Source organism: Corynebacterium sp. SCR221107, from assembly GCF_027886475.1.
GTDB lineage: Bacteria > Actinomycetota > Actinomycetes > Mycobacteriales > Mycobacteriaceae > Corynebacterium.
The window spans coordinates 2,159,838-2,182,484 of sequence record NZ_CP115670.1 but is presented as its reverse complement, the minus strand read 5'-3'; the positions used below and the strand labels follow the sequence as shown (position 1 = coordinate 2,182,484).

General features: G+C 55.6%; 27 protein-coding genes, 1 tRNA gene and 2 pseudogenes. 21 read left to right on the top strand and 9 right to left on the bottom strand.

What is annotated here, in order from left to right; all coding sequences use genetic code 11:
* The first annotated feature begins 181 nt into the window (after nt 1-181).
* Both PAB09_RS09380 and PAB09_RS09375 read left to right on the top strand, forming a co-directional pair.
* Complete coding sequence (locus PAB09_RS09380) at nt 182-616, top strand: DUF3052 domain-containing protein (RefSeq protein WP_271033412.1); 435 nt, start codon at nt 182-184, stop codon at nt 614-616.
* Between the two features lie 108 nt (nt 617-724).
* Nucleotides 725-797 (top strand) — tRNA-Val (locus PAB09_RS09375).
* Nucleotides 798-833: 36 nt separating this feature from the next.
* Here the strand turns inward: PAB09_RS09375 and PAB09_RS09370 are convergent.
* Nucleotides 834-1,199: a tyrosine-type recombinase/integrase gene (locus PAB09_RS09370; protein ID WP_271035362.1), complete on the bottom strand. Its 366-nt coding sequence runs from the start codon at nt 1,197-1,199 to the stop codon at nt 834-836.
* A gap of 138 nt (nt 1,200-1,337) precedes the next feature.
* Entirely contained in the window at nt 1,338-2,291 is a 954-nt protein-coding gene (locus tag PAB09_RS09365; protein ID WP_271033411.1) for an integrase core domain-containing protein, read from the bottom strand.
* Between PAB09_RS09365 and istA the strand changes: the two genes are divergently transcribed.
* Together istA and PAB09_RS09355 are read left to right on the top strand one after the other, a co-directional pair.
* A complete protein-coding gene (gene istA / locus PAB09_RS09360) occupies nt 2,269-3,876 on the top strand; it encodes an IS21 family transposase (protein WP_271033410.1) in 1,608 nt (535 codons plus the stop codon). The two genes, PAB09_RS09365 and istA, sit on opposite strands and share 23 nt — an antisense overlap.
* A gap of 16 nt (nt 3,877-3,892) precedes the next feature.
* Nucleotides 3,893-4,651: an ATP-binding protein gene (locus PAB09_RS09355; protein WP_271033409.1), complete on the top strand. Its 759-nt coding sequence runs from the start codon at nt 3,893-3,895 to the stop codon at nt 4,649-4,651.
* Nucleotides 4,652-4,752: 101 nt separating this feature from the next.
* Here the strand turns inward: PAB09_RS09355 and PAB09_RS09350 are convergent.
* The 3 genes and pseudogenes from PAB09_RS09350 to PAB09_RS09340 all read right to left on the bottom strand — a co-directional run.
* Nucleotides 4,753-5,451 (bottom strand): annotated as a pseudogene (locus PAB09_RS09350) (DDE-type integrase/transposase/recombinase); the annotation flags it as partial.
* A gap of 43 nt (nt 5,452-5,494) precedes the next feature.
* Complete coding sequence (locus PAB09_RS09345; protein WP_271033407.1) at nt 5,495-6,382, bottom strand: tyrosine-type recombinase/integrase; 888 nt, start codon at nt 6,380-6,382, stop codon at nt 5,495-5,497.
* Entirely contained in the window at nt 6,351-6,947 is a 597-nt protein-coding gene (locus PAB09_RS09340) for a helix-turn-helix domain-containing protein (protein WP_271033406.1), read from the bottom strand. Before PAB09_RS09340 ends, PAB09_RS09345 begins: the two co-directional genes overlap by 32 nt.
* A gap of 182 nt (nt 6,948-7,129) precedes the next feature.
* Here PAB09_RS09340 and PAB09_RS09335 point away from each other — a divergent pair, with 182 nt between their 5' ends.
* The 13 genes from PAB09_RS09335 to PAB09_RS09275 all read left to right on the top strand — a co-directional run bounded on the left by PAB09_RS09335 (nt 7,130) and on the right by PAB09_RS09275 (nt 14,506).
* Complete coding sequence (locus PAB09_RS09335; RefSeq protein ID WP_271033405.1) at nt 7,130-7,372, top strand: helix-turn-helix transcriptional regulator; 243 nt, start codon at nt 7,130-7,132, stop codon at nt 7,370-7,372.
* 51 nt (nt 7,373-7,423) lie between these two features.
* Nucleotides 7,424-7,696 (top strand): hypothetical protein, encoded by a 273-nt coding sequence (locus PAB09_RS09330; protein WP_271033404.1) that lies wholly within the window; start codon nt 7,424-7,426, stop codon nt 7,694-7,696.
* A gap of 12 nt (nt 7,697-7,708) precedes the next feature.
* The gene (locus PAB09_RS09325) at nt 7,709-8,440 is read left to right on the top strand and encodes a hypothetical protein (RefSeq protein ID WP_271033403.1); all 732 of its coding nucleotides are present in this window, start codon (nt 7,709-7,711) and stop codon (nt 8,438-8,440) included.
* Nucleotides 8,441-8,537: 97 nt separating this feature from the next.
* Nucleotides 8,538-8,750 (top strand): hypothetical protein, encoded by a 213-nt coding sequence (locus tag PAB09_RS09320; protein WP_271033402.1) that lies wholly within the window; start codon nt 8,538-8,540, stop codon nt 8,748-8,750.
* Nucleotides 8,751-8,791: 41 nt separating this feature from the next.
* A complete protein-coding gene (locus PAB09_RS09315; RefSeq protein ID WP_271033401.1) occupies nt 8,792-9,028 on the top strand; it encodes a hypothetical protein in 237 nt (78 codons plus the stop codon).
* Between the two features lie 211 nt (nt 9,029-9,239).
* Nucleotides 9,240-11,267: an AAA family ATPase gene (locus tag PAB09_RS09310; RefSeq protein ID WP_271033400.1), complete on the top strand. Its 2,028-nt coding sequence runs from the start codon at nt 9,240-9,242 to the stop codon at nt 11,265-11,267.
* 12 nt (nt 11,268-11,279) lie between these two features.
* A complete protein-coding gene (locus PAB09_RS09305) occupies nt 11,280-11,486 on the top strand; it encodes a hypothetical protein (protein ID WP_271033399.1) in 207 nt (68 codons plus the stop codon).
* The gene (locus PAB09_RS09300; protein WP_271033398.1) at nt 11,483-11,851 is read left to right on the top strand and encodes a helix-turn-helix domain-containing protein; all 369 of its coding nucleotides are present in this window, start codon (nt 11,483-11,485) and stop codon (nt 11,849-11,851) included. Before PAB09_RS09305 ends, PAB09_RS09300 begins: the two co-directional genes overlap by 4 nt.
* Nucleotides 11,820-12,299, top strand: coding sequence for a hypothetical protein (locus PAB09_RS09295; protein WP_271033397.1), 480 nt, complete (start codon nt 11,820-11,822; stop codon nt 12,297-12,299). The genes PAB09_RS09300 and PAB09_RS09295 overlap by 32 nt, the downstream gene beginning before the upstream one ends.
* Before the next feature lie 4 nt (nt 12,300-12,303).
* Nucleotides 12,304-12,534: a hypothetical protein gene (locus tag PAB09_RS09290; RefSeq protein ID WP_271033396.1), complete on the top strand. Its 231-nt coding sequence runs from the start codon at nt 12,304-12,306 to the stop codon at nt 12,532-12,534.
* A 3-nt stretch (nt 12,535-12,537) separates the two neighbouring features.
* Complete coding sequence (locus PAB09_RS09285; protein ID WP_271033395.1) at nt 12,538-13,425, top strand: major capsid protein; 888 nt, start codon at nt 12,538-12,540, stop codon at nt 13,423-13,425.
* A 12-nt stretch (nt 13,426-13,437) separates the two neighbouring features.
* Nucleotides 13,438-13,821, top strand: a complete 384-nt coding sequence (locus PAB09_RS09280) for a DUF2190 domain-containing protein (protein ID WP_271033394.1) — start codon at nt 13,438-13,440, stop codon at nt 13,819-13,821.
* A 13-nt stretch (nt 13,822-13,834) separates the two neighbouring features.
* Entirely contained in the window at nt 13,835-14,506 is a 672-nt protein-coding gene (locus tag PAB09_RS09275) for a hypothetical protein (RefSeq protein ID WP_271033393.1), read from the top strand.
* A gap of 685 nt (nt 14,507-15,191) precedes the next feature.
* On the opposite strand, the pseudogene PAB09_RS09270 reads toward PAB09_RS09275, so the two are convergent.
* A pseudogene (locus tag PAB09_RS09270) lies at nt 15,192-15,602 on the bottom strand (IS1249 family transposase); the annotation flags it as partial.
* A gap of 222 nt (nt 15,603-15,824) precedes the next feature.
* Between PAB09_RS09270 and PAB09_RS09265 the strand changes: the two are divergent.
* Both PAB09_RS09265 and cbiB read left to right on the top strand, forming a co-directional pair.
* Nucleotides 15,825-17,105, top strand: a complete 1,281-nt coding sequence (locus PAB09_RS09265; protein ID WP_271033392.1) for an alpha/beta hydrolase — start codon at nt 15,825-15,827, stop codon at nt 17,103-17,105.
* A 112-nt stretch (nt 17,106-17,217) separates the two neighbouring features.
* Nucleotides 17,218-18,123 (top strand): adenosylcobinamide-phosphate synthase CbiB, encoded by a 906-nt coding sequence (gene cbiB, locus PAB09_RS09260; RefSeq protein ID WP_271035361.1) that lies wholly within the window; start codon nt 17,218-17,220, stop codon nt 18,121-18,123.
* Here the strand turns inward: cbiB and PAB09_RS09255 are convergent.
* From PAB09_RS09255 to PAB09_RS09245, 3 genes are all read right to left on the bottom strand, one after another.
* The gene (locus PAB09_RS09255) at nt 18,102-19,037 is read right to left on the bottom strand and encodes an SURF1 family cytochrome oxidase biogenesis protein (RefSeq protein ID WP_271033391.1); all 936 of its coding nucleotides are present in this window, start codon (nt 19,035-19,037) and stop codon (nt 18,102-18,104) included. The genes cbiB and PAB09_RS09255 overlap by 22 nt on opposite strands.
* Before the next feature lie 63 nt (nt 19,038-19,100).
* Entirely contained in the window at nt 19,101-19,598 is a 498-nt protein-coding gene (locus PAB09_RS09250) for a low molecular weight protein-tyrosine-phosphatase (protein WP_442873664.1), read from the bottom strand.
* Nucleotides 19,582-20,232 carry an HAD hydrolase-like protein gene (locus PAB09_RS09245; RefSeq protein ID WP_271033390.1) on the bottom strand — a complete coding sequence of 217 codons (651 nt, stop codon included), beginning with the start codon at nt 20,230-20,232 and terminating at the stop codon, nt 19,582-19,584. Before PAB09_RS09245 ends, PAB09_RS09250 begins: the two co-directional genes overlap by 17 nt.
* Before the next feature lie 30 nt (nt 20,233-20,262).
* Between PAB09_RS09245 and cobC the strand changes: the two genes are divergently transcribed.
* Both cobC and PAB09_RS09235 read left to right on the top strand, forming a co-directional pair.
* The gene (gene cobC, locus PAB09_RS09240) at nt 20,263-21,342 is read left to right on the top strand and encodes an Rv2231c family pyridoxal phosphate-dependent protein CobC (RefSeq protein ID WP_271033389.1); all 1,080 of its coding nucleotides are present in this window, start codon (nt 20,263-20,265) and stop codon (nt 21,340-21,342) included.
* A 117-nt stretch (nt 21,343-21,459) separates the two neighbouring features.
* The gene (locus tag PAB09_RS09235; protein ID WP_271035359.1) at nt 21,460-22,584 is read left to right on the top strand and encodes a Nif3-like dinuclear metal center hexameric protein; all 1,125 of its coding nucleotides are present in this window, start codon (nt 21,460-21,462) and stop codon (nt 22,582-22,584) included.
* Nucleotides 22,585-22,647: the final 63 nt, after the last annotated feature.

Sequence of the window (22,647 nt, the reverse complement as noted above, 5' to 3'; positions counted from 1 at the left end):
CACGTTTTGATCTGTTTGCTTTGCGGGGAATTGGGTGGTGCATGACCTTGGGTTCCGGTGTGTTTTATGGGGTATCCACCAGATGTGTTCCACACCTTTGGTGGGGTAGGGAAATGTGATTGAGAAGTTTCTAGGAATGAAAAGGAGAGAATCGGCGAATAAGGCGGTATTGTGCCTACTGATGAACAATTCAGTATCGAAGGAGAAGAACTCTGTAGCTCAAGCTGCAGAACATGCCCGTCGTTTGGGGCTGTCCCAGGGGATGACCGTGCAAGAGGTCGGCTGGGATGAGGATTGCTACTCGGAGCTGAGTGAAGCGATCGAAGATATCATCGACGACGAGCTGCTTGACGAAGACACCGACGAGATCTGTGACGTTGTCTTGCTCTGGTGGCGCGAAGATGACGGCGATCTCGTTGACGGGCTCGTAGACGCGGTACGTCCGCTCGCTGAAGGTGGTCGCATCTGGTTGCTGACCCCGGGTGCTGGCAAGCCAGGTGCGTTGGAGCCGGGCCTCATCGCTGAAAGTGCGCAATTGGCCGGCCTCGTCCAAACAAAGGCTGAGCGCCTTGGCCTGTGGCAGGGGTCTTGTCTGGTTCCAAGTCGAAGCAAGTAAGTTCAGATTCACGTGCTATGCGATCGTATGTAACCACTGGTTTTGCACGTACTTGCTCATGTGTTAAGCTATCGCACATCGTCCAACGCATTCGAGCGTTGACGAAGCGCGTCTTTAGCTCAGCTGGGAGAGCAGCTGGTTTACACCCAGCAGGTCGGGGGTTCGAGCCCCTCAGGACGCACAGGTAAAACAGCAGGTTAAACCCCCTTTTGAGAAATCAGGAGGGGGTTTCCTCGTTTCCCGGTACACTCTCAGTACACTTCAGACTCGATTGGATTAAAGCGTCCATTTTTAGCGCCACATCGGACAGATCTTCCTCGAACAGGTCTGCATATACGTCTAGGGTTAGTGCAGCGGATTTGTGGCCTAGCATTCGCTGTAAACTCTTGATGTTTGCACCGGAACTCACAGCCAATGACGCAGCCGTATGTCGGAGGTCGTGAATCGTGACAAGCGGGTATCCCTGTTCCTTGTTGAGGGACTTAATAAGTGGCCTGTAGACCCGGTAGCTGAAGTTCGCCGGATCTAGCGGTTTACCTTCTAAGGATTGAAATACTCGATCGTCTGCTAGTTTCCCTTGCATAGCCTCTTTTAGTTCATTGTTGTTATGTCCATGGGGTTTTTGGACACGGAGTCCATAGACTTTTTGGACAGGGAGTCTAGCCACTTTGTGGACGGGGAGTCCGAGGGGTTTGTGGACAGGTTTTAGGCGTTGGGCGGTCTATGGCTTTTTGCGTCGCGAGGGCCGCGGTCGCGACAGGATCGGTTTGATTTCTGGCGGGCGGCGGTGCCACATCCCTTCGACGTGTCCGATGTTGATCTGGCCTCCGGCCGGTCGGTGCAACAAGGTAATAGGAAGTGGGAAGGAGAATAAAAGCTCACCGTCGTGCGCGGTGAAAAACTCTGCGTGATTGTTGCTGACTTGGCTGTAGAGCATTCTGTTTTTCCATCGAGTGCCGACGTACAAGCGGTGTTTGAGGATGGTGACAACACCACTGCGGTTGATCCAGAGTTCGTCGGGGATGCCCCAGCTATTACTTGACGCCGGGGTGATGGCGGCTACGCTGGAGTCATCGATGGCGCGTGAATCTTGATGGATTGGCTCACTATCGTGGTTATGCGCCTTGGGTGAAGCTGCCACTTTGTCCAAGGCGTTTTCTCTTCCAGCGGGAAAACCACCGTGCATGCTGTGGTAATACGTGGCGATTTTGGCCCATAAAACATCTGGATCAACAGGCTGTGCGGGAGGGGTAGCGTGGTCAAGGATCTCACGGGCTTGTGCAGGGGTGATGTGCATTTTGCCGTGGTTGAGGCCTTGGTGGCGCCGCTTGGTGTTGTAGTAGTTGCGATACTCCACCAACAGCTTGTGGACTTGCTCGATTGTTGTGGGTGTGCGCGCATCGAGATACCGGAAGATCGTTTGATGAGATCGTTCATCTTTACCTTGGGTTTGTGGGGCGAATCCAGCAATAGACCACACGCCCAAACCCGCTAGCCTGTCGATTCGGGGTAGTTGGTACCGCGAGTCCGCGTAGTTGGTACCGGTGTTCCACGTATCTGGTACTGCAAGGGGTTTTCTTTCATAGTTGATGCTGGCGACACCGCAATCCGGTGGTGTCGCGTCAACTTTTACTTGGAAGGAGCCGGTCCTTGTGGCTAACTTCAAACAGATCATCGCGATGTGCCTTGATGGTGCTAGCTACGCGCAGATCACACACGCATTGGGATGTTCACGACGAGAAGTATCCCGCGCAAAGAAAGTCATCAACGATGAGGTACTAACTCCAGAGCGTTTCCGTCAGCTCCCACCGGGATGGTTTGATGATCGATTCAGTGATGGCCGGAGTAAGCGGACGATGTCCTACGACCAGCCTGATTTTCATGCTCTTGCACGCAAGCTGAAAAGTACGAAGCACGTGACCAGGCACAAGCTGTGGATGGACTACTTGTCGCAGCCTTGTCCGACGGATAAGGCAAAGTACCAGTACTCCCAGTTTTGCAGTGGGCTCAATGAATTTCTGCGTGCTAATGATCTTGTCGAAGTCGTCACCCATGAGCCCGGGCAAGAGCTTTATGTCGACTGGGCCGGTGACAAAGTGCCAGTGGTGGATCAGGCCAGTGGTGATACCGCATTCAAGGCGTCATTGTTTGTCGCGGTCAGCCCGTACTCAGGACTGATGTACGTTACTGCTGCTGTGAATGAGAAGATGCTGGCTTGGATTGAGTGCCATGTTAAGGCGTTGAACTATCTTGGCAAATTACCGGCGGTCATCGTGCCGGATAATGCTTCTACGGCGACTTATCGGCCGAAAAAGACCTCTACATATCGGATGGTCACTGACCGCTACGCAGCGTTTGCTGACTATTACGGGGTCACGATCGTGCCGACTCGGCCCGGCAGGCCACGCGACAAAGCGGCAGTAGAACGTGCCGTGAAAATCGCCTACACCAAAATCCTGGGTTACTTCAACGACGAGGTCTTCTATAGCCTTGATGAGCTTAATGAGGCGATCGCTGATCGGCTTGCCGATATCAACAGCGCAATGACGCGGCCTGATGGCTCAACACGGCGCATGCGCTTTGATAAAGAAGAGGCACCAGTGATGCGCGATCTTCCGCCGACGCCGTTTACGGAAGTGTCTTATAAGCGGCTTAAAGTCGATCGTAATTGGCACATCACCTGTGACTATCAGTACTACTCTGTGCCATTTCAGCTGGTAGGAGAATCGGTAACAGTCAGGCTCACCCCGCAACTGGTGAGCATCTTCAGCGGGGAGCAGCTTGTTGCTGAACACACGCGCCTTCACGGATTTAAATACCGGTATTCCACAAACCCTCAGCATGCACCGCGTGGCGATGATGAAGGCCACAAGGCGCTTACCCGTGATGAGCTTTTGGCCTGGGCCTCGTCGTTTGGGGCAGCAACGCACGCAGTCATAGCGATGATCCTCGACCGCAATAGTGCCGCCGTACCCCGCGGACTCATCCAGGCACGCAACGTGCTGGCCAACCTGGGCAAAAAGCACAACAAAGCCACCCTGGAACCTGCATGCCAGCAGGTCTTAGACAAGAAACTGGCCCCCACGATGGCAGTGATCAAACGCATCCAGACTGACATTGCCCACGTCCAACAACATCCCGGGTCACCAGGGCTAAAAACACAGCCTGTGGCCAAGCGCCAACCACGCCCAAGTACCCCGCTTACCGGCGAGGTGGCCGATGCCGTCTTTATCCGGCCTGCTGATCACTACGAAAACTAGAAGGAGTGTAAAAATCATGAGCAGCATCGATGACGAGATTGTGCGGGCGAAAATGCGCAAGCTTCGCGTATCAACCTTCGCTGACATCTTCTACGAGGTTGTCAACGACGAGGCCTATGCGGATGCGCTACCAGAAGATATCTTCCTCGCCGCAGTCGAAGAAGCCTACACACAACGCCAACAGCGCAACATTGCCAAGGCTATCACCCAGGCTAAATTCCGATACCCGGATGCGAGCCTTGCTGAAGTCACCCGGGCAGAACAACGCGGCATCAACATGCGCCAGCTGAAACGGATCGCAGCGACCAACTGGCGGGAAAACCCGACCAACATTCACATCCTCGCACCGACGGGAACAGGCAAGACATACATTGCCTGCGCCATCGGCATCGCCGCATGCAAGGCTGGATATTCCGTGGCGTATTACCGGCTGGATCAACTTGTAGATATGCTCGCGGTCTTCTCACCGACTGACCAAAACTACCTCGATAAGATGCGGAAACTGATCAACGTCGATGTCCTTATCATCGACGATTTTATGACCATGAGCATCAACCAGCGCGGGCAAGAAGACCTAACCAAGATCATATTCGACCGCGACGGTCGGCTCCCGACACTTATCTCCTCCCAATCGGCCGCCGCCTACTGGGTTGAAACACTGCCAGACAGAGTCGGAGCCGATTCACTCGTTAGCCGCCTCAACAACGGCCACCGAATCCGTATCGGAGACTTCGACATGCGCAAGGCCACCGCCCCAATAGAACCGGACGAATAAAGCAAACAACCAGGCCGACTCGGTCGGCCCGGCCCCGGTACCAACTACCCGGAACCCGGCAGTACCGGGTCTCCGGAACACCGGTACCAAAAACCCGCATCTGACACTAGCCATCGTTCGGTGTCCGATAGTCGGCCCCGGTGATAGGTGGCGAAGGCCTCACCGTTATCGGACAGCACCTCCTGAGGACAGCCATAAGAATCCATTGCTGCAGCCAAGGTGGCGCGTGCATCGACACCGTTTTCAGGCCTGCTGAATGCTTGCGATCCGAGGTCGAAACGACTGGCGTCATCGATGAGCTGGTAGATCGTGATCTGGGTATGCGCAGTGTCGAATAAGCGGTAGACGAAGCCATCAATCTGCCACAACTCGTTGACCTTTGCGCGGGCAAACCGTTTGTATGAGCTTCTGGGGCGCTTGCGGGCATTCCCGTCAACAACACCGGCTTCGTGAAGCCACAAAGCAATCGTCGAGCGCTGCGGAGGATTCTCCATCCGCAGGTCATCCAGCAAGTAGTAGTAGATCGACCACGGCCCATAGTCGCGGCCAGTTTCTTTCAGTACCTGGCGGGCCTGGACGACGAGTTGGCGTAGCTCGACATCGAACTTTCGGGCAGGATTCTTCGGTGCTGTGGAATCCGGGATAATTCCTGCCCGGCCGCGTTCAGCGATGCGATGTTTGATGTTGTTGTACGTCTGCCGGGACACGCCGATTTCTTTGCAGAACTTGGTGATGGTCTTACCGTCACGGACGGGATCGAAATCCGCGATCTTCTTACGAATATGGGTTGGAATAGCCATTTGAATATTCCAACCCGAATCACGTCCAAAAAGCTGTTAGACATCACGTCCACAAACCCCATGGACTCCCCGTCCAAAAACTAACTGGACTCCCCGTCCAAAAAGTCCCTAGACAGGACACTTTTAGTTCATTGTGAATGAAATCGGGGTAGGGTACCCATCGTTGTTCGTGGGACTTCGGCGTGGTTTCTACGAGTTTGCCACCTGGACGCGAATCATTGTGGCGCACCCATAGGTGGCGTTTCTCAAGGTCTACGTCTTCTACTCGGAGTGCAGCACATTCACCCCATCGTAGGCCGGTGTAGGCAAGCACCCGAATCATGGTGGCGTGGTCACCACAGCCCTTCGCTATTGTCTCGACCTGTGGAACGGTCAGATAGAACTTTCTCTGCTCTGTTTTGCGTGGTGTCTTCACGCCCCGCGCCGGATTTGCCTTAATCAGACCATCGTCGACCGCGAAACCTAGTACCAGACGGAGCACTTCGAGTACTTGTGCGATTTTTGAGGGGCTTTTCCCGGCGGCGTGAAGCTCACCAATCCATTCGGAAACCTCGCTTTTTTGGATTGAACCGACTTCACGCTCACCCCAGCGTGGTTCTACGTCTATGTTCCAAGGTGATAGACGGTCATATCGTGTTTTGGCCTTTACGTGAACCTGTGTCGGCTCCCAGCGTTTATAGACCTCTGAGACGGTTGTTTGGCTTTTGTTACGGTCGATGTAGTCACCTGTGGTAATGGAGGTGATGATTTGCTTTTTGTAGGATTTTGCGTCCTGTTGTCGGTCGAATGATCTGGTTTTCTGGTGTCCGTCGTAGTCCACCCACCGCACCCTCCAGCGCTTGCCTACGCCGTGCCTCGAGGAAGGAGTCTTATCCTTCTTGTACCAAAGATCTTCTACTTCACAATTGCCAGGGTTGCGGCGCTGGGTCATTGAAAAACTCCCTTAGAAGTTGCTCTTGCTCGTGGGGGTCGAATTCCCCGAAATCAGGAGGGGTGGGGTCCATTGTCTCTATTGGTTGATACGGGTAAGGAGTGCCTTCGAGAACGTGGCTTAGGTGGCTAACTGGATCAATTGCGTATGAGATTGCCGTAAGGAAGCTCTTGACGTGCGCCAATATCTTGAGATTTTCTTCACATTTATTGAGTCCGTCGAGAACTTCTTTCATTTCCGGTTCTTCAGGGAATTCCCCTAGCTCGTTTGCCTTGTTTATGCGGTGCCGTAGGTTCTTTGTAGCGTTCTCTAGATCCGCCCGCGCATTGTCTAGGTTCTCAAGGGCGCCGAAAAGAAGATTCACTTTAGTGAGGTATCCAGAGGTTGCGTCCTTAAGTCTTTCGGGTTCAGTCGGGACTTCGGCTTTGAATTCCGCCCAGGGTATTTTGAGGATTTCGGAAATTCTCACGACTGTCGTGAAATCTACTTTTCGGTCTAGATTCTCAATTTTTGCGATAGCTGATTGGTGAAGTTCTAGCTTTTCTGCAAGTTCGGCTTGGCTCATGCCCCGTTTGGTTCGCCAAGTCTTAATCACGTTAGCTACGTGACGTTGAATTGCGTCATTATCTCCCATGGCAATCACTATTCCACTTTGGAATAATCACCGCAACCAGCATAAATAACATTCCTAAAGCGAATTATGCGCTAATGGGTTGACTGTATTGGTTGTGTGGACTATCTTCAGTTATGACGGAATCGCAAAGTGCGATTCTGGAATATCTGGAGGACGAGATGTTTCTTGATACGAAGCAAGTAGAGGAGTTGACGGGAATTCCCGCCGCAACCCTTCGTTACTACCGATCCATCAACCAGGGGCCAAAGAGTTTCAAACTTGGTTCTCGGGCGGTGCGCTACAAGCAGGAAGATGTGGAAGCTTGGATCGAACAACAGTATGAATCAACGGCACGCGGGGGAGGCAACGCCGCATGATCGACTACCTCAACCCCGACGTCACTTCACATGCAGCATAGGAGCGTAACCGTGGCAACACTTGAACGAACTAAGGATGTTTTCACGCTAAGTAACGCAGTCGTGACCACCGGGTTCGACTATCTCGGAGTGGTCGAAGAGGATTGGGTTGCACTGTCCGTGCTCGGTACGCCCATCATTGTGTTCTCGGACGCATACGAGGCCGTCCGCGTCCTCCAGTACCTGGACAGTGACGGCATTTCGCTAGAGCGCGCCGACGTGGACGATTACATCGAGGAAGCACTCATGATGTGCCAGGTCACACACAAAACCATCCGACCTTGAAGGGGCACCACCATGCCAGGAACGAAGAAAACCCCCGTGGACGCGGCAACGTCCAACGAGGGAAACACCACCCAGAAAAAGGAGAATGTCATGCAACCAGTAAGTCTACACCTCATTGACCACCGAAACAGCACCGGTGAATCGTTCGTCATGAAAGACGGAAGTCGAATGCCTCGCCGATCTCGAGTGTTCGCCCTTTCGGACGAGGATGTCGCCCGCGCCGCCGCTGGTCAGATCACCGTCACCATCTGCGAGGATTGCCGCGAGATTGAACGCACCCGCCGCATGCGTGAGGAAGAAAAGCAACGCCGCATGCAGGAAGAGCGTGAGTGGGAGGACACGAAAGACCGTATCGCCCGCGAAGTCACCATGGGGCAGGTCTACGGCGCCCTCGATCTGAAAACCCAGTTGATCGCCGCTAAGCGTGATGGGCGCGACTACAGCCGCCTGGTCGACGCCATGGTCGCCATTGACCAGGCCGAACTCGCCCGCCACGGACTCACCACCTGGAGTGATGACGACAGCACCGACGTTGAGGCTGAACTGTTCGACGAACTTGCCCGCGTAATTTCTCGAGGCCAAGTAGCCGGCGCTGATTCCCTGGACGGTGACCTCGCCCGGTACCTCGACGATGTAGCCGGCCTGGTCAACAACATGTCCTTCGAGGAGGGCACCCGCCTACTCGTGTCCCGGATTGAGAAGGAGCGCGCCGTGTGGGCACGCGAACGAGGTGGCCAAGCATGAACGCCATCGAAGTGACCCGGCTACTCGAAGAGGCCGACCAGGTTCTGCTGGCCTACGCCATTGAGCACCTAGGTGCCAACGAGGAGGAGGTAGCGGCATGAACGCCGTCCACAGTAATCGCCGTGAAGCAATCGAAGTTGAGATCATCGGCACCATCGCCCCAAACGAGGACGCCTTTGATGTTGAGGCGATTGCCGACGAAGTACTCGAAACCGTTGGTGCGGGAATCACCTACGGCTATCGTCTTCGCAGGGGGCTTACACCGGAAGAGTTCTGGGCGATCGTCGAAAAACATGCCCTCGACCAGTAACCCCCAAAAACCATCTCCCACCTTTTGAAAGGACATTGATCATGAGCGATCGAATCTACAGTGCAACCACAATCCCCGATCTTGCGCGGGCAGTCAACCGCAATGGCTACACCTTGAGTGAGTCGTTGGAATCTGCAATCCGCAAAGTCTTCACCGACTGGTTCGACGAAGAGGATATCGACGTCCACGGTCTCGCGTCCGATGTCACAGACGCCGCGTGGAAGCAGCTTGTGAAGACCGATATCACCGACTATCTGCGCGCCGAAGAAGAGCAGTAACATGACGCCTCCCCGGTAGGGGAAGCAGCAGCGCGAACGGCCTACACCCTGGTTCGAGTCCAGGGCGCGCACAACCGGAAACGGGAACAACTAAATAGTGCACAACTGAATAGTCAAACGTCGCACACCAAAGGAAGGCTGGGTAAAGGAGTTGCCAAGCAACGGTCTAAATTCATACGAACGACTACGGCAGGCAGTAGAAAATCACGGATTGGCCTGGAAGGAACTGGAGCGGGGGAAGCGGGCTAGTTTCCAAACACCCAACCATTCCGCCGAAGACCGAGGAACCACCGCAACCTACACCGGTGACTCCGTTCTCGTTCACAGTTTCAACGCCGATACCGGCGACGTCCTCGACGCACTCGGGCTAACGTTCGCCGATCTCTACGATCAACCACGCACCACCTACACATATCCCGATGGCCGAAGTGTCACCAGGTTCTTCACGAAGGAAGGGGCGAAATCCTTCACCCAGGCTGGCAACAAGAAGGGCACCGCCCTATACGGCCAGGAAACGCTCAACCGCTGGCCTAACACCCCTGTGCTCTTGGTTGAGGGTGAGAAGGACGCCATCACCGCCGTCAACGTGTTAGGTGTTCCCGCTGTGTCGCAGGCACAGGGCGCCAGCACGCCACCTAGTAAGGCCGATTGGTCACCGCTTGCAGGCCGTGACGTGGTTATCGTCCAGGACAAAGACAAGCCGGGCATGACTCGCGCCGCGAAGGTGAAAAACCACCTCCAGGCAATGGACATGCCGCCCGCGTCGATCTCGGTCATGGCCGCGAAAGTGGGCAATGATCTTTCTGATCATGTCGCCGCCGGGTATGGCCTCGATGAACTCGTAGAGGTTGAGCCCAGTGTGGGGCGCCGTTCCATCGTGCTAACCCCAGCTTGTTCCGTGAAAACGGAGAAAGTCGACTGGTTGGTCGACCAGTGGATACCCCGAAACATGCTTACCCTGCTCGCAGGGCGTGAAGGTATCGGAAAGTCAACAATTGCGTGTTCGTGGGTAGCAGAATTTACCCGCCGGGGCATGAACGCCGCCTACCTGAATACCGAGGACTCACGTAGTTTCACGGTGAAACCACGCCTCCAGGCCGCAGGCGCCGACCTCAACAGGGTGTTTTTCATTGATGTGGAAACAGCCGAAGGTACCGAAGGGCACCTGAAACTACCACAAGACACCACCTTACTGTTCGAGGCGCTAGCAGCAAAAGGTGTGGAATTTGTTGTACTCGACGCTGCAAAGTCCGCCATGGACTCCAAGTTGGACGGCTACAAAGATGACCACGTTCGACAGTTCCTGGAGCCACTGGCAGCCGCCGCCGACAAGCACAAAATCACTGTGCTGGGGCTGGCTCACTTCGGTAAGGCCGAAGGCAAAGACACTGGACGCCTACTGTTGGGGTCGATCGCATGGTCACAGATCGCCCGTAGCGTGATATCCGCCGCCGTTGACGATGACGGCCACCTGATCGTGAGCAACACGAAGGCGAATCTCGCAACGGGCATTGTCTCCAGGCGTGCACATATCGAATCACGCCCCGTGCAACTTGATGACGGTGATCTCACTGACGTGGGGGCGCTCGTGTGGGGAGATTTCACCGACGAGGTGGCAACCGAATTTCTCGACCGGCAGGGTGACGGCGACGGGCAAGGTGAGCGGGGCGAAATTGAGGCTGTTGTTATCGACTATCTGGCCTCCCAAGGTGGTAGTGCTCCAGTCTCTGATGTCCTTAAAGTGACCCGATCCGCTGGGCTTACTGACAATGCAGTAAAGAAAGCTCGCAAGAAAATTGGGGTTGAAACCAAAAAGTCCGGGGGTAGTGGTGCCGGTTGGGTATGGAGTATCGAAACTAGGTCAACTTTTAAAGATTCCAGCAAAGATTCCAAAGATTCCTACATTCACGAACGGGAATCTTTGGCACCTTTGGAATCTTTCAAGAGCGATCACGGCAAGAAAACTACCCCCGCTACAGTTACGCCACTTGACAACTATGGGAACAGTACTTGCGACACAACTACCCCCACCGTATCCCCCATTCCGCACCCACGGGAAGAAGAAATCAAGCACGCCCTCGTTGACTCAACCAGCACCGAAGTTGGGCTTAGCGAGAGAGTGCTACTCGGTTGCGTGCCCACAAAAACAGCCGACCAGGACACGGTACGCACCATTCTTGCCGCCCTCGTTGAAGACGGGGCACTGATCTACCGAAACGAAAAATATTTCCGCCCTTAAGGAGCCTTCGCCATGAGTCAACTTATCCGCGCACGCATATGCACCCCCTACCGGAAATGGGTAACAACCCACATCGCAACAGAAGTGCAGACAGGCACTAGCACCGGCCGCCGTCTTGTTCTTCACCTCGACGATGGCACCAGGATTGAAATGCAGCTAGGACGCGCCATTGCCTTCATTAACCAGATCGCCGACCAGATAGAAGGAGGCGGTGCGTGAACGTCACACACCTACCGGGCCATGGCGTGACCTTGACCTATGCCGACGCCCGGCGCCTGGCCAAAACAGTCTTCGCCCTTGCGGACTTTTGCCGAAGGCGTGGGCAACGGGTCAACCCTGGAATTATGAAGCTCGCCGGAGAAATTGTTTCCATTTGCGGAAATCCGGAACCCCCACCCCAGGCCGAAGAAGACAATCTTGAATATGAGCAGATCGACGCCACCAGCGCAGCAAAGATTCTGGGTTGTTCCACTCGAAACGTCCGCACCCTCGCGGGCAGACAACGCCTCCCCGGCTGGAAACAGCAAGGCAAGTGGTGGTTCAACCGCGACGATGTCGAAACCTTCCGCGACTATCGCCACTGATCGCAACGTCATTGAGGGCGTCGAACTGCTCACCACTGGTGTGTGGCAAGGTGCGGTAGGTGGCAGACGCCGCTACACCACCGCCGACCTCGCAGCAATCGTCGCCGCCTCAAAACACCTACCACCACCAACCATCAAACTGGGGCACCAAGACCCCAGATTCAACCCCAGCAGTGAGTTCGACGGGTCACCCAACCTTGGGCAGGTCACCAACCTTCGCCTAGCTAACCGGGGTCAATCCCTCGTAGGTGACCTCGAGAACCTACCGGGGTGGCTGGCTGACCACATTGCCACCGCCTACCCCCAGCGAAGTGTTGAACTTCACTTCGGACTTCGTGACCAGGGGCGCACCTACCGGTGTGCACTCACCGGCCTAGCCCTGCTTGGCGAAACGTGGCCAGCGGTCACCGACCTTCAATCCCTCCAAGACCTCCTGGAAAGGAGCTAAAACTGTGACACAAATCATTGAACACGGCTTCATGGAAACCATGAGCCAACTCCCCATTGACCGGAAGCTCAACCCCGGCGACAGCCCAGTCGCCCACACCCTAGCTAAGGTGCCTGGCATTAACGGCCACGTCCCCGCCTACGAGAATCTAGCATTCCTCGCCGCCTGGACACTGGGCTACATCACCGCCCAGGCCGAACATGAAACCACAACCACCAACGAAGGAGAGGAGTAAACCATGGGCTTTTACCCTGGAGCCGCCGACCTCAATAAGGGTGTTATCTCCGTTGAGCAGGCGCTGAACAATCCAACCACCATCGAAGAGCGCGTCGCCGAAGTCGCCTCAAAGAACTTGCTGATCGACGCGGTTTTCGCAAGCGACGCGCAACCAGTTGAGGGTGGCGCCGTGATCTACTCGGAAATCACCGAAAAGAACTTTTACACCAAAAACGATGTGGCGCAGCGGCAACCCGGCGACGAATACGCGATCGTCTACCGTGAAAAGCCCGAGGCCAAGCTGGCAAAAGTCGAAGATTACGGTGGCAAGTTCGCCGTTTCGGACGAGGCACGCCGCCGCAACCAGGCCGTTGATTTCGACAACGACGTTCAAACTTTGGCGAACACGATCACCCGCAAACTCAACCGGCTGGCAATGGCAACCATCGAGGCCGCCGAAACCCACGCCGTCCAGGTAGTGGCCACCTTGCCCTGGAACGAGGTAGTCCTCGCCGACCCCGTTGCAGTGACCCCACCAGCCCAGCGCCCCATGACCGCCCTCGCCGACGCCATCGCACTAGCAGGGGTCAAAGACCTAGGCATTACCTACTCGAAGGCGATTGTTAACCCGCTCACGAAGGCAACCCTTCGCATGATCTACGGCGCTGACCTTGCCCCTATGCTCACCGACCTAGGCCTGGAACTGTTGACCTCCAACCATGTTGACACCACCGCCGCCTACCTCGTTGACCCAGGTAAAGCCGGTTTCGTGCGGTACGAGGAGCCACTGACCATCACCACCTGGCGTGACGAACATCACCGACAGACGTGGGTGCAGGGCTACGCCATGCCCGTGATCGGTGTCACCATGCCCGCCGCCATCGCCAAGATTTCCGGAATCGCAGAATAAGGGGAACCTCACATGTACACAAACCAAATGCTCGACCGCTTCAACCCAGGAACCGACCTTACCGCCGTGGCCGCCACCGCTGTCACCGGTAAAACGTTTCTCGCCTACGCCGGGGCAATGACCCGTGACCTGATCACCGTAGGTGTCGCCGGTGCCGGTAAGCCAACCGCAGGGGTAGCCAAGTACGACGCCGACGCAAACACACTGGTAGGTGTAGCCAGGGGCGCCGGTCGTATCGTCACAGTGACAGCAGAAACCCAACTGGTAGCAGGTGACCCCATCGCCGTAGGTACAGCAGGTAAAGCAACGAAAGCAGTCGACCAGGCCGCGATCGTTGGCTACGCCGCCAACAACGCCGACGCAGGCGACGACGCCCTCGTATCCCTCACATACTGATAGGAGAAACACCATGGGTCTACTCAACAGGCGCAACGGGCGCGAAGTCGTCCACATGGCCGCCACCCCCATCGACCAACCAACCACCGACACCCCAACACAAGACGGCTACACCCTAAGCCCCGACCAGTGGGACACCCTATGTGCCATCACCGGCCTGGACGCTGAAACAGCCACTACCGACGAACTCGTGGCGAAGATTACCGAACTGCTCGACCCTGCCAGCGCCGACCAAGAAGGGGAAGTGGCCAACGCCCTGGCCTTAGGCGCCACCCACATCGACGCCTACGTGTGGGAGCAAATGACAAATGCGGTAACCCTCAAGTCCCCCGCCCCCAACAGGGCAACCCAACTCTCCAGCGCGATCTCTACCCCCGGCGACGTCGTAGTCGACCAGGACGTGTGGGAGCACATGCAAGAACCACTCGAAATCGGGTTACGTGCCAAAAAGCAGACCCGCCGCCTGGAAGCAGAACAGGTAGTCGACCAAGCAATCCGACTTTCACGCGCCACCCCAGGATTGCGTGAAAAATGGATTCAGAGCTACCTTTTGGACAAGCAGCGCACCCTCGTAGCACTCAACCGGGCGCAGGAAATACCCAGGTTTGAGATTGGCTATGAATATGACCCGAACTTCGAGAACGAAGTAGAAGGCGACCCAGAAGTTCGAGGCTGGGTAAGATAACCCACCACACAAGTTGACCTCTCGCCACATAGCGGGAGGTCACACGTGTTTTATGACACAACACAACGTCTAATTGTGTGCAATCATAATGAAGATTCCCCACCACACCACCCACCTTAGGTACCCCTAAAAATCTTAAGTGGGTTGGGTAAATGACCCCTCCCTGCTTGGCGCCCGTCAACTTCTCTCTCTCCCCATGGGTGGGTGATTGTGCCAGCGGGAGGCATTGAGGCGTTCCTAGAGGCCACCAGGGGGTGCCTACGTGGTGTGGTGGGTTGAACCTAGGTGTGCTAACAGTCACCGGCGCCAACTTTGGTTTCCAGCTTCCAATTTGGAATATTGGTTCAAGTGATTCATGTGCCGACTCTTTTTATCCAGGGCAGTACACACGCAGTACACACAAGCAATATTTTCTGCAAACACTATCAACGTAAACAACCTCGTGACCTGTACTAATTAACGGTTATCAACCTATCCAACGTTCAAAAACGCCTGGACAGGCTAATTTACACCCAGCAGGTCGGGGGTTCGAGCCCCTCAGGACGCACGGAAAAAGGGTCAAGTGCTACGGGAAGTAGCCTTGACCTTTTTGGTGTTTCTGGAAGGCGCCCTGAGGGGACTCTAAGTGGCTTAAGTAGCAAAATGTGTGTCCGGTCGGTGTGTCGTCGGCCGGACACTTTTGCGTTTATCTGATGGTGCCCTTTTGTATGCCGATGTTGTGTTGGTAGTCGGTTGGGATAGCGTTGTCGTAGAGAGCTGGTCGGCCTGTTTCCTGGTTTGCTTGGTTCTCGTTTGGTTGGGTCAAGACTGTGACTTTGGCGAGTGCGTCTTGGCCGAAGCGTTGCTGCCTGGCGATTTCTAGTGGATCGTCAGGCAGTTGCGTTTTTGAGTGCAGCCACCATTCGATCATTCTTCGTTGGCGTTCCCCGCCCCTGCCTCGGTGTATGCGCGCCAGGAGTTTTAGCTGCGCGTTAATACCGCCTTCGAGGCTGTTGGTCGTGGCTTTCCATGTCGTGGGCTGTAGTGCGGTTTTTGGGGGTTGGAGGAAAGTAAAGAGCCATTTCTTGCGGTGTAAGTGCATGAGTGAGTTGTAGGCTTAGCGCACGCGGATTAAAACGGATATCTGGATCCAAAAGTCATCACTCGGCACCGCTTGAAGCGGTGGCATGAGTTTTACGCATGGACGTGAAATTGGACCTCGGCATTAGGCTAGAAAGAAGAACGCTAAATGAGGAGGACTCCTGTGCATGGGCGCCGAGGCCTCAAATCCACCGTTGTTGCCGTAGCGTGCGTGTTGTCGCTGTCAAGTGGGTTCGCGGTGTCAGCTCAAGAAGCTTCACCGATTGCTCCTGCAACGGCCACTCAAACTGCGACGCCGGAGGCAACCGCAACAAATGACGCCGCGGAATCCGAAGTTGCTTCGGCTACACCGGAGGCATCGACTGAAGGTAGTTCCATCGATGCAAACGATGGATTCGTCATCCCCAATTCTTCCGAGGGGGGATTGTTCTGGACTGTTGCGGATTTTTTCTGGAAGATTGTCAACCAACTCGGGATGGTCTTCCTTCGAGGTCCGCTGAGCTCCACAATTTTCAATTTGGATAACCAAGGTCCCTATGAGGATCCACGTGCTCCGCAGACGATCACCCCAGCAACCATCGATCTCAATGGCAAGATTCCAGATCCCACGTGGTTCAAGAACAACGCAGAGCTTCAAGCCGCTGGTGCTCAGTACATTTCCGCTTACTCAACAGCCATGGAGCGAGACATCCCATTGGTGTGGGTGCCGGCACCAGATCAGTCCAGCCCTAGGCCAGTTGTCTATGCGCTGGACGGTCTAGGGGGAGGCGTCTATGGTAGCTACCTCATCGGCACAGATCTGATTGATCGTGCGCGCGAGATAAACGTTAATCTCCTGATGCCGGCACAAGGCGCCAATTCGAATTACCTGGACTGGTATGACGACTCTAACGTCGAATCGGGGAAACAGCAGTGGGAGACTTTCCTGACCAAGGAGTTGCCTGATCCACTAGACACTGCGATTGGGGCAAACGGACAACGATCAATTGTCGGAATGTCGATGTCCGGAGGCTCGGTTTTCATCCTCGCCGAACATAATCCTGGTCTGTATGACGCCGTTGGTGGGATCTCGGGGTGCGGTGAATCATCGTCATTCCTTACACGCAATTTGCAACAGGCGGTGCTGCGAGACTTGGGAACCGTGGAGGAGCTGTATGGTCCGGCAAACGGGGAATTCAATCGCTATAACGACTCGCTGGTGAATGCTCGCGCTCTTGAAGGAACAAAGCTGATCTACAACTTCAATGCTGGCGGATTGTTGGGCGTGCAGGATTTGGATCCGAACTATGCTCCTGAGTCGACAAAGGAGTGGGGCGCGCGCATCCTCAATGGTGCAGTCATCGAATGGGCAACGGGATCCTGCGCTCATCGACTTGAAGCAGCACTGAATACCGCAGGAATTCCTTCTACATTTGAGTATGCTAGCTCCGGCGCTCATAACTGGGGAGTTTTTACCCAAGGGTCTAACCGATTCATGGAGCTTCTGGGTGAACGGGTTTACCCGGCCATGGCTGAGTAACTATTACGATCTTTTTTCGAAAGTGGCCCTCCACGAAGAACGTGGAGGGCCACTATTTTTTGCGTCTGGCTATAGTTGAGACGTGGATTTATCTAAAATCGGCAACTCAACCCTGCACTGGGGTCTTCCCTGTGGGCTGGTCCTTGATCGCATGCTCGGCGACCCCGGTGGAAAATGGCACCCTGTTGCGGTCTTCGGTAGGTACGCCAGCTTGGTTGAATCACATATGTATCGTCCAACAAAGTTGGCCGGTGTTGCATATGTCGTTGCGTGCGTAGCACCACCGGTTGCGTTTGGCGCCATTGCCTCCCGCCGATTCCCACAAACGAGCCTAGCGTTAGCCCTCGCCACCTTATTGGGCGGTACAACGCTTGAAAAAACCGGTGTGCGAATGCATGCAAGGCTGGAAAGCGGGGATTTGGTCGGGGCCCGTGAATTAGTGCCGTGGCTGTGCAGCAGAGATCCAAGCCTTTTGGATGACGCTGGAATCGCACGTGCCACGGTTGAGTCCCTTGCCGAAAATACCTCTGATGCAGCAAGTGCACCCATCTTCTACGCGATCTTCGGGGCTCCTGCTGTGGTGCTGCACAGGGCCGTGAATACGCTCGACGCCATGGTGGGCTACAAGTCCGAAAAATATCTAGAATTCGGGTGGGCGGCGGCGAAGCTCGATGATCTGCTTGCTTGGGCGCCAGCTCGTCTGACAGCGATTATGCATGTTTGCGCCTCTGGAGAGAATTGGGGAAAGGCAGTTCGAGCCTGGCGTGAGGACGCCCCAGCACACCCAAGTCCAAACGCCGGTCCGGTGGAGGCAACTGCTGCGGCAGCACTCGGCGTCCAACTAGGCGGAAAGACTCACTACTCCTATGGAATAGAAATGCGCCCGGTTCTTGGCCGGGGACCGGCACCGGACGCTTCCACCATCCCGAAGGCGGTTCGCCTGAGCAGAAGAACCCAGGCCAGCATGGCTTTGACCGCCATTGCCTGTAACTTTGTTTATCGGCGCTTGCGTGCATAGCGGTTGGGATGTGAATCCCCATACCGCGAGCGCATGAGCTGCTTCTCACGAAGAGTTTGCTCATCTTCTTCGCTTGGCTCAGGGGTAGCCACGCTTTTAGCCGACTCCTCAGTGAGCTGTTCCACAGAATCCATTTCGTCTGCTTCAGCGCGTGCGCGCCGTCGTTCCCGAACCTCGGAATAGGCCATATACGCCAGGCCAAGTGGAGCCATAATACCGAAGGCGATCCACTGGAAACCGTAGGAGAGGTGGTTGCCCCGGTCTTGCTTTGGCACGGGCATCGGAGTAAGCACGCCAGGACTGCTGGAGGTCAGCTGCATGTAGTCTTTACCGAGATCAAGGCCGGTGAGTTCAGAGATTTGCTCGGTGTTGATTCCATACACTTGGTCGTAGCCATCCTCATTAAGGGGAGCCGTCGATGGAATTGCTTCATTGACCCTCGCATTGGCCGTGATGGTGATCTGCTCACTGGTAGCGGCAGGGATATTGGGCTTGTCCCCGGCGGTAGTGGGAACATAACCTCGGTTGACCAGCATGATAGGGCCACCATCGATTTGGAACGGGGTTAAGGATTGATACGCGGGGGTGGAATCAACTGGGCGCATACGGAGGAGCACTTCTTTGTCGGCAAGGAAGTGGCCTGAGATCTCAACGCGCATCCATTCCTGATCCTCCTTGATGGAACCATCCGCGTTAAATACGTGGTCAAAATCTTGAGGGTCTTCCTTGAATGCTCTGTCCACGTGCTCGTTTTGGGCGACGATGGCATCGTCCTTGTTGAGCTGCCAAGGGGATAACACGGTGATTGCAGTATAAGAAAATGCAATCACCAGCAGTACGGTGAGAATCCATCCTGGTGTCAGAAATTGGCGCCATCCTGCCTTAGGCGCGTCACCGCGTGTTTTCGTTGCCATCAGAAGCCTTGCACCTTTCATCCAAGCCTAAGTAATTAGGATAGCCCGCCTACAGCGCAAGTATTAATCCAGTTGGGAGTAGATCCACTCCAGAATTCCAGGCATGGCCTGCTCGATTTGGGTGCGTGCCGTTGTAAAGTCTCGCTCCGAGCCGTAATAAGGATCCTCCACGTTGCTATCGGTCGCTGTGGGATCAAAGCTGCGCAACAGCCGGATCCTCGAAGACGGGACACCGAGGCGTGCAAGGTCACGGACGTGTCCTTCATCCATTGCGATAAGAAGATCTGCTTCCTCCTTTCGCTCATCGATCTGGCTGGCGCGGTGCCGCGAGCCGTCAAAGCCAGCACTTGAGAGCTCTGCCAAAGCTCGTTTGTCAGTTTTTTGGCCCACGTGCCATCCGCCGATGCCGCAGGAATCCACGATGACCCTGTCAACAAGCCCTTTGGCTTGGATGATGCTATTGAGGATGACGTCACCCATCGGGGAACGACAGATGTTTCCCGTGCACACAAATGTAACGTGTAGTTGAGCGGTAGCGCTGGGATTAGCGTGCGAAGTCACGAACGATCCTTTCCAAGTCCTTGAAATCACGGGCAAAGAAGTCGGCGGAATCCCATTCAGCCTGGTTGCCGTGTCCCCAGCCGACCAAGGCGGTGGGGATAGCGAATTCCGCAGCCCCCTCAATATCGTGGCTACGATCTCCGATCATGAGAATACGATCGCGCGCTGGGTCTAAGTTTTGCGATTCAAGAACATACTCAATCACCTCTGCTTTTGTGCCACGCGAACCGTCATCGCCTGAAGCACCAAGGAAATCGAAATAGGGGCGGACGCCGAGGTTCTCGATGATCGATTTTGTGTGACCGATCGACTTACTTGTTGCGGTGTTGATGGAGTAGCCAGCGGCCTTCCACTGGGGAAGCACTTCTTTCCATCCGGGGAAAAGAGATGCATTTCGCCAGCCCGATTCGGTGTAATAGTGTCGGAAAACCTCTAGTGCGTGGGTCAGGTATTCTCCGCTCATTCCATAGGAAGCAAAAGTCACCCCAAGAGGCGGACCAGGTAATCGAGCGATGACATCTTCGCTCGGCATTGGCCAGTCAATTTCTTCAAATGTCTTTTCCAGCGTCTGCCGGACTCCCGGCCACGAATTGACCAGGGTGCCGTCAACGTCGACAAGCAATACGGTGCTCATGAATTACAGTCTTGCACGGCAGCACGTGTAATGCCGTATGTGGGTCTAGAATCGAAGCCCGTGAATAGGAGAATCCACGGCGATGAAGATGCCCGCGGCGCTGCGTTAGACTTTGCCGTCAACGTGCTCGACAACGAGCCACCCCGTTTCGTGATCGATGCGCTGACCGCGGCAATCCCACAGCTTGCGGCCTACCCTGATGCCCAGGAGCTGGCCGCCGTGGAAGCCCTCATCGCTGAACAACATGGGGTGGATCCACGGTGTGTCATGCTCACCAATGGTGCTGCCGAAGGCTTTGCCTTGTTTGCTGGTCTGGGCATAAAGACACCGGCAGTGGTGCACCCCGGTTTCAGCGAGCCCGAGATCATTTTTCGCGAACGCGGAATGGACGTGAGCCAACTTGTGCTCGAACCCCCATTTTCCCGTTTGGGGGCGCTCGGAAAGTGCGACAGCGTGGTGATCGGCAACCCAACCAACCCGACCGGGCAGGTGTTTTCACCACTCATGCTTCGGCGATGGGCCGGTGACCGGATTCTCGTTGTCGATGAGGCATTCCTCGACGTGGTTGTTAAAGGGGAGGAATTGAGCGCGATTGACCTAGTGGCTCACGGCGACGACAGACTCGTCGTGCTTCGAAGCCTTACCAAGACGTGGTCAGTCGCAGGACTCAGGGTGGGGTATATGGTGGCGCATCCGGAGCTCATTTGTCGAGCCCGCCTTGGTCGAAGCCATTGGCCGATGGGAACGTTGCAATTAGTCGCCGCCCGCGCAATCATGAGTCGATCGAAAGAATTATTGCCAGATATCGTCGACGAGGTGGCAGCCCACCGTTCAACAATGCGGACCATGCTCAGTGAGGCTGGGTGGACTGAGGCAAGCGATTCGGTCGCGCCTTATCTGCTGTATCGCCCCAACGTTTTGGGCCTCGACCCCGAATTGGTTCGAAGACGGCTGCTCGAAAAAGGAATTGCGATACGCCGCTGCGATACCTTTCCAGGCCTCGACACCAGCTATTGGCGCCTCGCCGTGCGCGAAGCGCCCAAGGTTGCGCAGCTTCTTGAAGCAGTTGCGCAAACGGTAACGGAATTAACCGGCGAAGCCCTGCCATAAGATGGTGGCGAAGCCACGAGATGATCATGTTGCGGGCTGGACAAGAAGTAGGGGAGATTAATCGTGAGCAAGAATAATGCCAACACCTTCGTCACTGTCGACGACGTCATCGCGGTGATGGATGAAGCATACCCACCGTATTTGGCTGAAAGCTGGGACAAAGTAGGTTTGATCTGCGGTGATCCCGAAGAAGAAGTGTCACGTATCGCCCTCGCCTTGGACTGCACCCAGCAGGTTGCCGAACAAGCCGTGGCTATGGGGGCGGACATGCTCATCGTTCATCATCCGCTTTTGCTGCGGGGGGTGAGTTCGGTGGCGGCACACACGCCAAAAGGCAAGGTCATTCACACGCTCATCAGGGGTGGCGTGGCGCTTTTTGCCGCCCACACCAATGCCGATTCTGCCCGTCCCGGAGTCAACGACAAGCTCGCTGAATTGGTCGGCATATCCTCAGGCCGCCCGATCAGCCCCAAACCAGCAGGTGTTGACAAATGGGGCCTCCAAGTCCCGCACGATGCACTCGAGGGCGTCAAGCAAGCGGTGTTTGAGGCCGGTGGGGGAGCGCTCGGCGACTACACCGAGTGCGCCTTCGAAATTGCTGGCACCGGCCAATTCCGTCCAGGGCTAGGGGCAGATCCCGCCATTGGTTCAGTAGGAAAGCTGGAAACAGTGGCGGAAGTGCGGGTGGAATTTGTGGCGCCACGATCTCGTCGGCAAGCAATTACGGCAGCAATTGAGAACTCGCACCCTTACGAACAGCCAGCCTATGACGTGATATCGATCGAGGTGAAACAAGACCTTGCCTCCGCGCCGGGTTTGGGACGAGTAGGCATGCTTCCAAAAGCGATGAAGTTCAAGGACTTTGTCCAACAGGTGGCAAATGCGCTGCCCGAGACCGTCTGGGGCGTGCGCGCGGCGGGCGATCCAGAGGCGCTGGTGGAAAAGATCGCGGTATCCTCGGGCTCCGGTGATAGTTTCCTCGAGGCCGTGAGCCGCCTCGGTGTCGACGTGTACGTCACCTCCGACCTGCGGCATCATCCAGTAGACGAGCATCTGCGCGCCGGCGGTCCGTTCATCGTGGACACGGCGCACTGGGCTAGTGAATACCCGTGGACAGCGCAGGCTGCGGAATTGCTGCGGGGAGCGCTCGCCGGCGTAGAAGTTACCGTGTTGCCGACACGAACCGACCCGTGGACCATGTCGGCGCACCCTGATCCTGGGACAGGGAGCGTGGAAAGCTAACACCTAGCGGTGTAGCATGTAGATTTTCGCGTATTCGTCATCTTTGGCACCTTTAAACGCAGC